The organism is Flavobacterium artemisiae (assembly GCF_042678225.1).
GTDB lineage: Bacteria > Bacteroidota > Bacteroidia > Flavobacteriales > Flavobacteriaceae > Flavobacterium > Flavobacterium artemisiae.
Genome location: NZ_JBHUDZ010000007.1, coordinates 36962 through 49530, shown reverse-complemented (window position 1 = coordinate 49530; position 12569 = coordinate 36962). Strand labels below are relative to the sequence as shown.

Genomic DNA, 12569 nt, shown 5'->3' with positions numbered 1-12569 from the left:
ATTTAACCAATTAACCAAATATTAAAATGGAAAAACTTAAACTTTTATTATTAGCCTTCTTCTTTGGCTTCTCCATTAATACCTGGGCACAAAAAACAGATGTGTCTGGTGTAGTTTTAGATGACAAAGGACTTCCACTTCCAGCCGCTAACGTATTAGAAAAAGGTACAACTAATACTGCAACAACAGATTTTGATGGGAAATTTAAAATTTCGGTTTCAAACAAAAATGCAACGCTAATATTTTCTTTTATAGGATTTGACGATCAGCCTGTAAAATTAGACGGAACAAAAACGAATCTTTCAATAAAATTACAATCGGGTACTACAAATCTAGAGCAAGTGGTAGTTGTTGGTTATGGTAAAGGTTCTCGTAAAAACTTGACAACTGCGGTAACTTCGATAAAAGCAGAAGAGCTAAATCGTGGTGCGATCAGCGATGTCGGACAGCTTTTGCAAGGTAAAGTTTCTGGTTTGAATATTTCTTCCAGCGGTGATCCAACAAAATCGGCTTCTGTAGTTTTACGTGGAGCTTCTACATTAAATAGTTCACAAGGGCCATTTTATGTAATTGATGGAGTTCCAGGAGTAGATATTTCGATTATTTCTCCAGATGATATTGCTACAATTGACGTTTTAAAAGATGCTGCTGCAACTGCCATTTACGGTAACCGTGCTGCAAATGGAGTGATCATGGTAACGACTAAAAAGGGAAGCAAAGACAGAACTCAGATTGCTTACAATGGCTACTATGGTTTTGAAGAGGTTTCTAATCAGTTAGATATGATGAATGCAGATCAGCTTAGAGCTTTTACCACAAAAAACAATCTGAACTTTACGCCAGAAAATGATAAAGGAGCTAACACAGATTGGCAGAAAGAAATTTTAAGACCAAGACGTGCCGTTTCTAGCAGCCATAACGTATCTATGAGCGGTGGCGGCGAACACGGAAATTATACAGCAAGTATTACTTCGATCCAAAGAGAAGGAGTTTTATTAAAAAGTGATTTCTCTCGTGTTATTGCCCGTCTATCTGTAGATCAATATGCTTTTAATGATAAACTTAAAATAGGTCTTAACGTTACCAACTCAAACAGTAAATACATCAATGTTCCACAACGTAATACTGTTCTTTTACAAGCAATTAATCACCTTCCAGTTTCACCAGTAAGAAATGATGACGGAACTTTCTTCGAAAACTTCGTAAGTACAGGATATTTCAACCCAGTTGCTTTAATCGAGCACGGAACTGATGAAACGAAAACGAATAATCTTGTTGGAAACATTACAGCAGAATTAAAACTTCCTTGGGGTTTTACGTATAACTTAAATGTAGCACACCAAAGATTATCAACATCTCACGGAGAGTTCTATGACAGTTATTATTCAAGATATAATAGTGCGAATTTTTACAATAACCCAGATCCGCCTCAAACAAAAGCATTAATCAATTTTGGTGTAAATGGTTCTGCTTTAAGAAATTCATACGAAAACACAAACAACATTATTGAGAGTTTCTTAAATTGGGATAAAACTTTGGGCGGCCATAAAATAAAAGCCGTTTTAGGATATTCATGGCAGGAAAACACTTATGGTGACGGTTTCCAAGCTACAGCAACAAATTTCCCTGTAGATAATGTTGGGTACAATAACCTTGCATTAAGTAACTATACTTCTGTAAACGGATATGTGGTCAATTTTGGAGATAGTAAAGCCTATCAAAAAACACGTTTAATTGGAGAATTCGTTCGTTTAAACTATGGTTTTAATGACAAATATCTTTTACAAGGAACATTAAGAAGAGACGGAGGTTCTATGTTTGGAGCTAATAACCGCTGGGGATATTTTCCTTCTGTAGGTGGAGCTTGGAGAGTTGACAAAGAAAACTTCATGAAAAATCAAAACCTTTTTACGGATTTAAAATTCAGAGGAAGTTATGGTGTAACAGGAAACTCATCAGGATTTAATGCTTATACAGCGCAGTTTATCTCAGGAAGTGTTGGAACTTTCTATTACAACGGACAACAAATCGGAGCTTACGGACCAAATCAGGCAGCAAATCCAGATTTGAAATGGGAAAAAACAGCAACAGCAAACATCGGGGTTGACTTTTCTATCTTGAAAGGAAAAATTACAGGTTCTGTTGATGTGTACGACAAGAAAACAACCGATATGATTTTTAACTATGCTGTAAATCCAGTACTTGTACCAGTAGGAACAATTGTAGCAAATGGAGGAACGATGTCTAATAAAGGTATCGAGGTTAGTTTAGGAGCAACGCCAATTAAAACAGCAAATTTCAGCTGGTCTACAAACTTGAACTTGGCAAGCAACAAAAACAAAATTGTGAAATTGACAAATCCGTTGTTTATTGGAGGAGATTCTATCAGAAGAGTACAGCCTGACGGAGGCGGACAAACAGGAAGCACACTACAGATCTTTAAAGAAGGAAGACCTCTAGGACAATTCTTTACACTTAAATATGCTGGAAAAGATGCAAATGGTGTTTCTCAGTATTATGACAAAAACAACAATTTAACTACAACACCTTTAAACGGAGTAGATTACCATTATGTAGGAGATGCACAGCCAAAACTATTATTAGGATGGGGAAATACATTTACTTACAAAAAGTTTGATTTGAATGTTTTCTTCAGAGGAGTATTCGGAAACAAAATTTTCAATGCAACCCGTGCCGATTTATTCAGGCCGAGTACTGCAATGACCACAAATATTTTGGTTGATGCGCAAGACGAATCGCCAAATGATTTGAACTCTTATAAATACTCGTCAAGATTTATAGAAGACGGAAGTTATATAAGATTAGATAATATGACTTTAGGATACAATTTTGGTAAAGTCGGCAGATTTATACAAAATGTGCGTATTTATGAAACCATAAATAACCTCTTTGTAATTACCAAATATTCGGGAATTGATCCAGAAGTTGAACAAGGAGGAACCGCTCCGGGTGTAGATTCGAACAACTTTTATCCTAAAACCAGAACTTTTATGTTTGGTTTAAACGTAATTTTCTAAAAAGTAAACTGAAATTATCATGAAAAATATATTAAAATATTTAGGACTCCCAGTACTTGCAGCTGGTTTGTTATGGTCGTGCGAAGATCTTGATGTGCCTATTACAACGCAGTTAACACCAGAAGTTTTTCCTCAAAATTCAACACAATATATTCAGACAACAGGTCCGGTTTATGCCGCATTTAGAGGTGAGTTTTCATTTGCCTGGTGGTGGTCGCAGTCGCTGTCTACAGACGAAGCGATACTTCCGGCAAGAGGAGGAAACTGGTTTGATAACCGAAATTATATTGCAATGCATTTTCACGATTGGAATGCCGATAACGGAATTGTAGGCAGTCTTTGGGATTGGACTTCAAAAGTAATCGGATTAAGCAATCAATCTATTTCAATTTTGAACCAGTCAATGCCGGAAGGAGCTGATAAAGCAACATTGATTTCAGAACTAAAAACCATGCGTGCCATTTCGTATTTTATGATGATGGACAGCTATGGAGATGTGCCGTTGGACACTGTTTACGGAGATTTTACAGCTCATGCTAAAGTACCAAGAAAAGAGGTTTTTAATTTTATTGAAAAAGAATTAAAGAAAGCTATTCCGAATTTGAATGCCGCTACTGGAGTTTCAACTTACGGAAGACCGAATAAACAAACAGCCAATGCAATGCTTGCAAAATTATATTTGAATGCGACAGTGTATACAGGAACAGAACGTAACAACGATTGTATTGCAGCCTGTGATCAAGTAATTAATTCAGGATTATATTCAATTGAGCCAAGAGCAACTTACCTTCAGATGTTTTATCCGAATAACGGACCGCAGATGAAAGAGTTCATTTTTGCCATTCCTTACGATCCAGCAGCCGTTACAGTAGGTTTCAACGGACAAATGTACCACGCACGTTATGATGTGCCTCGTTCTGAAAGAACAAAATTTGGTCTGCCTTTTACGCCTAGTGCGCCAAGAAGCACCTTGCCAGAATTCTATGCTTATTTTAATGATGCAAACGATATTCGTAACAGACAATGGCTGACAGGTTTACAATTCATGAATGACGGTGTAACTCCAGTAATGGTTACAACAACCAAAAAAGGTTACGATCAGTTTTATACAGGATCAGACGGAAGTGCAGCTTATACGTATCAAGTTAATTTGACGCCAAATATTGTACCACGCCAGAGCGCTACGTTGTTTGATTTAGGTAACGACGAAATCGCTTGGAATATGGGTTACAGAAACATTAAATTCTACCCAGACAACACATCAACAAGCCGTAATCAAAATAATGATGTACCATTTTTACGTTATTCAGACATTCTTTTAATGAAAGCAGAAGCCATTTTACGTGGAGGAGCAGTTACATTAGGACAAGGTTCAGATGCATTAGTAAACATGGTTCGTTCTAACAGAACAACATCTGCTGCGTTGAACGGAGTAACTTTAGAACAGCTTTATCAAGAAAGAAGCCGAGAGTTTGCACAAGAAGCTTGGCATAGAAATGATATGATTCGTTTTGGAAAATACGAAGGAACATGGGGATACAAAACGAACACAGATCTTTACCGTCGTGTTTTCCCAATCCCAACAAATGCAATGGTTTTAAATCCAGCTCTGACTCAGAACGACGGATATTAATATAAAAATTAAGAATTTAGTTTAGTATGCGCCTTGTATGCATTTTAATTTTAAAAGGAGAGGAGAGCAAAACTCTTCTCCTTTTTTACTACAAGAAAACTGATTTCGTAGTTGCTCATGAAAATCAGTTCGGTTTTATTTTTTGTTTTTGAATGAACACAAAGCTTGATTGAATGCGTTTCGGAAAATCAAGGGAAGATCAAGTTTTGTAACATTCAATCTATTTAGGTTTTGAAAATACTTCATAACCAACAGGGAATTCCTGTGCCTATATTTTTTGATTTAGTACTAAATGATATAAAAAATCCTGCTCAAATACTATTGCCCCATCAATACAAAAAGAATAAATGAAGCTAAATAAAATCTCGATAATAGGACAAATTGCAATTAGTATAACACTTATTTTTTCAGTGTCATGCAACGCCCAGAAAGCGGTTTCTTCAAAGAAACAAGTTTCAGATCTGGTTTATCCGTTGTTGGACACCGAAAATTCAAGATGGTTTTACTTTTCGTCTGCAAGCCGTCCGTTTGGAATGGTTAATTTAAATCCCGATACCGAAATAAAAGGCGATTGGGGAGGCGGTTATAAATATACTACAGATACAGTAAAAGGTTTCAGCCACGTTCACGAATGGCAGATGTCGGGCGTATCGGTAATGCCCGTAACCATTTCGAAAGAAAATAAAGCGGCAATTTTTAAAGATTTTTATTCAAAATTCAGTCATAAAACTGAAATCATTACACCAGGATATCATTCGCTAAAACTAGATCGATATCAGATTACAGCAGAATTAACCAGTTCCAAAAGAGTTGGTTTTCATAAATATACATTTCCAGTTAAAGGACAAAAAGCTGTTCTCTTTAATGTAAATACCATTTTGGGGCCTTGCGAAAACACCAACGGTAAATTAGAAAAAAACAACGATTACGAGCTTTCAGGATCTTTAGTTTTAAGTACCAATTTCAGACGTCCAAAACCTTTAACCGTATTTTTTAAAATTAAAACAAAAGAGCCGATTACGTCGGTAGAAAAAGATAATACTACAGGAAACTTTTTAGTTCATTTTAATGAAAAAAATCCAACAGTATTGATGAAAGTCGGAATCTCCTACACTTCAATTGAAAACGCCAATAACAATATTGAAACCGAGTTACCGCATTGGGATTTCAAGAAAACAGTTTCAGATTCCAAAAAAGAATGGAGCGATTTATTAGGAAGAATACAAATTGAAGGAGGAACAACAACCGATCAAAGAAGATTTTACACTGATCTATGGCATGCTCTGCAAGGGAGAAAAATGATCAGTGACGCAAACGGAGCCTATCCTGATAACTCGGGGGACAGATTCAGGGTAGGACATTTGCCATTAAATGCCGATGGAAAACCAAAATTCAATCACTATAATTCAGACGCTTTTTGGGGCGCACAATGGACAATTAATAACCTTTGGGGATTGGTTTATCCTGAAATTATGGAAGAATTTGTGTATTCTTTAATGCAATATTACAAAGACGGCGGCATGATCCCGCGCGGACCTTCGGGCGGAAATGATACGTACGTAATGACAGGAGCTTCGGCAACGCCATTTATAGTAAGTGCCATTCAAAAAGGAATTGTAAAAGAAAATTTAGAAGAAATTTATACTGCCTTAAAGAAAAATCATATGCCGGGCGGTATTATGGAAAAAGCCGGATACGAACACAAAACCAATATTGGCGGTGGTTTAAAATATTATTTAGAAAAAGGCTATGTGCCGTATCCGCTTCCAGAAGGTAATTTTGGAAGTCATGAAGACGGAGCAAGTCAGACTTTAGAATACGCTTATCAGGATTGGACTTTGGCGCAATTGGCTAAAAAACTCCATCATGAAGAAGATTATAAGTACTTCATGAAAAGATCCGAAAACTATCAAAATGTTTTTGATCAATCAATTGGATGGATGCGTCCGAAAAATGCAGAAGGAAAATGGCGTGAAAACTACGATCCCTATCAATATGAAAATGGATTTATAGAATCAAATGGAGCACAATCTACTTGGTTCGTGCCACATGATATTGAAGGTTTGGCCAATTTAATGGGAGGAAAAGAAAAAGCAGTAACAAAACTAAATGCACAATTTGAAACCGCAAAAAAGCAAAAATATACTTCTGGTACATCGCATGATGCAGAATTGCATCCAGAGTTTAGCCGAATTCCAGTCAATTTTGGTAATCAGCCTTCGATGCAGACTTCGAATATTTTTACCGTTTTAGGAAGACCCGATTTAACACAATATTGGACAAGAAACGTAGTAAAAGAAACCTTCAGCGGATTATCGCCTTCAACAGGTTACAACGGAGACGAAGACCAAGGATTAATGGGAAGTTTGAACGTTTTGCTTAAATTAGGATTGTTTCAAATGAATGGAGGAACAGATCAAGATGCTGTTTACCAGGTCGGAAGCCCTATTTTCAATAAAATAACGATTCAGTTAAATCCAAAATATTATTCAGGGAAAACATTTATCATTAAAGCAGAAAATAATAATGATCAAAATGTATATATCAAAGACATAAAATACAACAACAAACCAGTAAAAGATTTTACGCTGTCGCACCAAGAAATTACAAATGGCGGAGAATTAATTTTAAAGATGTCAGAAAAGTAAAAGTTTATTTTTTGCCACAGATTTCAAAGATTAAATGGATTATTTTTTTATTTGAAAATCGAATAAAAAATCATTTTAATCCTTTAATGGGTGATAAAAAAGAAAAAAAATAGCACACACAAAAACGCATTTCAGAAATTAAAACACATATAGAAATACTTGAGAAGCATGTTTCTTTTTGATAACTTTTATTTAACCATAAAACCTATGTTTCTATAGTTCTAAGTATTAAAATTACAACCCCAATTCACCGATTTGATTACAAAAGTGACTTTTAGTTTAAAATAATAAGTAATGAAAATATATAGTAAAAATATACTTTTAGGAATATCATTTTTATTCACAATAACCATTCAATCCCAGAAAACTGTTCATCAGTTTGTCGATCCAATGATTGGTTCAGAAGGCGTTGGAAGAGTTTTTATCGGGCCGTCATGTCCGTACGGAATGGTAAAACCAAGTCCCGATTGTACGTCGAGTCCCAACAGCGGCTGGCTTCCCATTCCGAAAGAAGTAACCGGATTCAGTCAGGTGCACGTAAGCGGTACAGGAGGCGGACCAAAATACGGGAATATTTCTATTATGCCGTTTTCAGGAACCTTAGATAAAATCGATCAAACTTCTTTTCGATCTGAAGAGAACGTAAAACTGGGTTATTATGAAATGGTTTTCAAAGAAAATCAAATCAAAACAGAAATCACAACAGGAGAAAAAGTCTCTTTTTACCGATTTACCTATCCGAAAAATAAATCCAAGGAATTAAAAATAGATCCAGGATTTTTCCTTGGTGAAGAAAAAGTTCCAGATGCCAGAGAAGCACAGCAATTTGTAGGTTCACAGATCGAAATTGTTTCAGATACCGAAGTTCGCGGTTACAGCAGAATCCGTGGAGGCTGGAACAACGGACGCGCTTACACTGTTTATTTCTGGGCAGTTTTTGATCAGCCGATTGCAAAATATGTCACTTTTAAAGATGGTAAATTTTATCCAAATGAAAAAGCACAGTTCGATTCAGGCAAAAAAACAGCGGCGCTTTTATCTTTCGGAAATTCAGGAAAAGAAGAAGTCTATGTCAAAATCGGAATTTCTTTTTTAAGTGAATTAAAAGCCAAAAACAATATCGAAGTCGAAATTCCACATTGGGATTTTAATGCCATTTTGGCTTCTCTGGAAAATAAATGGGAAAATTTATTAAGCAGAATTCAGCTTTCACCAGATACTTCAATAGAATACAAAAAGATGTTCTATACGGGTTTGTACCACACCATGATTATGCCGGTTGATAGAACAGGAGAAAACCCATTATGGACAAACGACGAACCGTATTATGATGACTTTTATACCATTTGGGATACATTTAGAACTTCAAGTCCATTAATTACGCTGATTGATTCTAAACGAAAAGTAGACATCATCAACGCGATGCTGAATATTTACAAAAGAGAAGGTTTTTTACCTGAAGGAAGAAGCGGAAACGACAACGGAAGAACACAAGGCGGATCTAACGGAGAAGTGGTAATTGCCGATGCTTTTGTAAAAAACTTAAAAGGAATCGATTACGAATTGGCTTTGCAGGCAATGCTTAAGGACGCCACAGTGCCGCCGGGAGGAAATGAAGAAAGAGAAGGAAGAGGCGGACTTATCGATTACCTGAAATTGGGCTACGTTCCTTACGGCACAGACCGCGCCGGAAACCGAACTATCGACTATTCATACAACGATTATAATATTGCCGTCGTTGCAAAAGGTTTGGGCAGAATGGATTTGTATAATCGATACATGAAACAGGCAGACAGCTGGCAAAATCTTTGGCGTGCTGATTATGAAAATAATGGTGCAAAAGGTTTCATTATGCCAAAAGACAAAGACGGAAAATGGCTGGATGATGTTGTGTTTGGAGAATCAAAAATCCAGAAACCAACTTTTAAATATACGCCTGTGATTATCGAATCACCTTGGTATGTCTGTCATTGGTGCGTATTTTTCTACGAAGGCAATTCTTGGGAATATTCATTAAGTATTCCACATGATATTCCAGAATTGGTAAAAAAATCAGGCGGAGAAAAAGCATTTGAAAACAGATTAAATATTTTATTCGATTCAGAATTGTATAATGTTGCTAATGAACCTTCATTCCTGACGCCGTGCCTGTATCACTGGATTGGAAAACCGTATTTGAGCAGTGACAGAATCAGAACGATTATTAAGAAAAATTTCAATACTTCAAGACAAGGACTTCCTGGTAATGACGATTCTGGGGCAATGTCTTCGTGGCTGGCTTTCCACATGATGGGATTGTATCCAAATGCCGGACAGCCGTATTACCTGATCAATTCGCCTTTGGTTACAGAAAGCACTATGCAGTTGGAAAACGGTAAAAGTTTTAAAATCACAGCAAAGAAAATGAGTGATAAAAATAAGTATATAAAAACTGCTTATTTAAACGGAAAAGCATACAACAAAGCCTGGATTTCGCACGATGATATTAACAACGGAGGAGAATTAATTTTAGAAATGGATTCGAAACCTTCAGCTTGGGGAACAACGATTTTACCGCCGTCAAAATAAAATTTCAAAAGATGAAAAAAATACTTTTATTCCTTCTATTCTGTGCGGTTTCTCAAATTGGAAAGGCACAAAATACAATTCCAAATCTTAAAAATAATACCGAATTGCATTATGTCTGCAAACTGCACGGACAAACCAGAACGCTGTCTTTAATTGCAGCTTTAGTAAATGATGGAGTCACTTTTAAATTAGAAACTAGAGGCGTAAAAAGCAGTATTGTAACCACAAAAGAAGGATTAAAAAATGGAAATACTTTAAGTTATAATCAAGGAGAATTTTCGCCGGTTTTAAATTTAAAACCAACTGAAACCTTTTTTATGATTTCACAGTCAGCTTATCAGGATTTAGTTAAAAATAAAAAGTTTTTATATAACAATACGACTTATGATTTAGTTGCAAATGACCCCAATACAGATGTTTTTTTGGACGGAAAATTGGTAGAAGCCTTTCACATAAAAGCCCAAATCGACGAGACCGAAATGTGGATTGTAAAAAATCCGGAGTTTCCGTTGATCTGTAAAGTGACTAAAAATCCGTTGGGAATCAACTGGACGCTGGTTAAAGTGGTAGATAAAAATTAAATTAGCTTTTAGATACACTTTGTGTAAAATTAAACGCGGATAAAACGGATTTACTTCGTAAAGACGCGGATTTACACGGATTTTTTTATTTAAAATCCGCTTAAATCCGCGTTTTCGTGATAACGAATCCGTTTTTATCCGTGTCAAAATTAAAGTGCTTTCATTTATAATAATACAATACCATAAAAAGCATCAAAAAAATAGATTTTAAACATAAAAATATGAACCGCTTATTTAAAACATCAAGTTTATTAGTTCTATTATTTACAATTACGGCTTGCAAAACAGCACAAGCACAGAAAAGCAAACCCGTTGAGATTGCTTTTATAGCCGATGCCCATTTACAAGATATCTTTGCCAAATTTGAAGACAACGATTACAAAGGAATTCAAAATCCGAAAACGGGCGAATATGCCAATATCAGAACGATGAATTCGCAGTTGCATTCTACCAGAATTTTCAACGAAAACTATTTTGCCTTTTTAGAAGCTTTAAATGATATTGTAAAAAGAGGTATTAAACAAGTGGCGCTTCCAGGCGATTTCAGTGACGACGGACAGCCAGTTCACGTACGCGGACTTCGAAAAATACTAAACGAATATTCTTCAAAATACGGAGTTTCCTTTTTTGTTACAACAGGAAATCACGATGTTGTAAAGCCTTTTGCGCAAGATGCAGTGAAAACTGATTTTCTTGGAAAAGATGGAAAAGAGCAGATTATCAGCAGTTCAGCAGCTAATTTCAATAAAAATAAAGCGGAACTCGAACCGATTATTACAGCCGATATAAAAAACTGGGGTTACAAAGAAACGATTCAGGAAATGAGCAGTTTTGGTTTCTTTCCCAACAAAAATTATTTGTATTGGGAAACACCATTTTCAGACTATAATTATGACGATTATAATTTCGAAAAAGCGCATAAAGAATCCGCTTTAGAAAAAAGAACGTATCTAATAAAAAATACCAATTTGTATCTGCCCGATGCGAGTTATTTGGTAGAGCCTGTTAAAGGAGTCTGGTTGTTGGCAATCGATGCTAATGCCTATGTTCCGAATGAGAAATTATCAGGACAGCCCAACAATCCAAATGATTTTTCGGGAGCGAATACAGGTTACAATAACGTTCTGATTTATAAAAGTCATTTACTAAACTGGGTAAAAAAAGTTTCGGCAGAAGCCAAAAAAAGAGGTAAAACGTTGATTGCTTTCAGTCATTATCCGATGGTTGAGTTTAACGATAATGCTTCGCCAGAATTAAAACAGCTTTTCGGTGCTAATAAAATGCAGCTGCAACGCGTTCCAGACGAAGAAGTAGCGCAGCAGTTTGCCGATGCTGGAATCCAGATTCATTTTGGCGGGCACATGCACATCAACGATACAGGTGTACGAACATCGGCAAAAGGAAATACGTTGTTTAACATTCAAACACCTTCGCTTGCTGCGTACATGCCTGCGTATAAAATTTTGACAATTCATTCTAAAGATGAAGTAGAGATTGAAACTATTGTGGTTGGTAAAGTGAAAAATTTCAATAGCTTGTTCCCTTTTTACGAACAGGAATATGCGCATTTAAAAGAAATTCAAAATAAAGATATCTGGGACAAAGAAATTCTAAAAGCAAAAAATTATAAAGATTTTATCAATTGGCATTTAAAAGAATTAGTGCGTTTACGATTTCTTCCCGAAGATTTTTCGGCTGATTTTTTACAATCAATTGAAAAATTATCAGGAAAGGATTTATTAGAAATAAATAAAAATGCTGTAGAAACGACTAAAGATTTGAAAGAGAATTCGCTGAAACTTTCTGATTTTGAATCTTGGACAGGATTTGACATGATTTTCGATTTTTACCGATTAAAGAATGCCGATGAACTCGCTTTTCCTGAAATTGGAAAAAACAGATTAAAGCAATATGATTTGATCTGCAAACAGTTAAAAAAATCAAATAATCCCAAACTAGTTTTATGGGGCGAAATATTTTTGAAAACCAAGAACGGCAAACCTTCCGATCATTTTAAAATTGATTTGAAAAATAACATAATTGGCAATTTATCTGTTAAATAAATTTGATATTTATTAAAACAAAAAGGTTAAATTGCATT

The 12569-nt window shown here is 35.7% G+C and carries 6 protein-coding genes; all 6 read left to right on the top strand.

The window, feature by feature from the left end; all coding sequences use genetic code 11:
- The first annotated feature begins 26 nt into the window (after positions 1–26).
- The 6 genes from ACFSC2_RS05485 to ACFSC2_RS05460 all read left to right on the top strand — a co-directional run bounded on the left by ACFSC2_RS05485 (position 27) and on the right by ACFSC2_RS05460 (position 12531).
- Complete coding sequence (locus tag ACFSC2_RS05485; protein ID WP_379816401.1) at positions 27–3038, top strand: SusC/RagA family TonB-linked outer membrane protein; 3012 nt, start codon at positions 27–29, stop codon at positions 3036–3038.
- A 19-nt stretch (positions 3039–3057) separates the two neighbouring features.
- Positions 3058–4671 carry a RagB/SusD family nutrient uptake outer membrane protein gene (locus ACFSC2_RS05480; RefSeq protein ID WP_379816400.1) on the top strand — a complete coding sequence of 538 codons (1614 nt, stop codon included), beginning with the start codon at positions 3058–3060 and terminating at the stop codon, positions 4669–4671.
- Positions 4672–5018: 347 nt separating this feature from the next.
- Positions 5019–7319 (top strand): GH92 family glycosyl hydrolase, encoded by a 2301-nt coding sequence (locus tag ACFSC2_RS05475; RefSeq protein WP_379816399.1) that lies wholly within the window; start codon positions 5019–5021, stop codon positions 7317–7319.
- Positions 7320–7613: 294 nt separating this feature from the next.
- A complete protein-coding gene (locus ACFSC2_RS05470; RefSeq protein WP_379816398.1) occupies positions 7614–9887 on the top strand; it encodes a GH92 family glycosyl hydrolase in 2274 nt (757 codons plus the stop codon).
- Between the two features lie 11 nt (positions 9888–9898).
- Complete coding sequence (locus ACFSC2_RS05465) at positions 9899–10468, top strand: hypothetical protein (protein WP_379816397.1); 570 nt, start codon at positions 9899–9901, stop codon at positions 10466–10468.
- A 221-nt stretch (positions 10469–10689) separates the two neighbouring features.
- Complete coding sequence (locus tag ACFSC2_RS05460) at positions 10690–12531, top strand: metallophosphoesterase (protein WP_379816396.1); 1842 nt, start codon at positions 10690–10692, stop codon at positions 12529–12531.
- Positions 12532–12569: the final 38 nt, after the last annotated feature.

Excerpts from the sequence above, each read along its gene's own strand:
- ACFSC2_RS05485 (WP_379816401.1), top strand. The coding sequence starts at position 27 with ATGGAAAAACTTAAACTTTTATTATTAGCCTTCTTCTTTGGCTTCTCC.
- ACFSC2_RS05480 (WP_379816400.1), top strand. The coding sequence starts at position 3,058 with ATGAAAAATATATTAAAATATTTAGGACTCCCAGTACTTGCAGCTGGT.
- ACFSC2_RS05475 (WP_379816399.1), top strand. The coding sequence starts at position 5,019 with ATGAAGCTAAATAAAATCTCGATAATAGGACAAATTGCAATTAGTATA.
- ACFSC2_RS05470 (WP_379816398.1), top strand. The coding sequence starts at position 7,614 with ATGAAAATATATAGTAAAAATATACTTTTAGGAATATCATTTTTATTC.
- ACFSC2_RS05465 (WP_379816397.1), top strand. The coding sequence starts at position 9,899 with ATGAAAAAAATACTTTTATTCCTTCTATTCTGTGCGGTTTCTCAAATT.
- ACFSC2_RS05460 (WP_379816396.1), top strand. The coding sequence starts at position 10,690 with ATGAACCGCTTATTTAAAACATCAAGTTTATTAGTTCTATTATTTACA.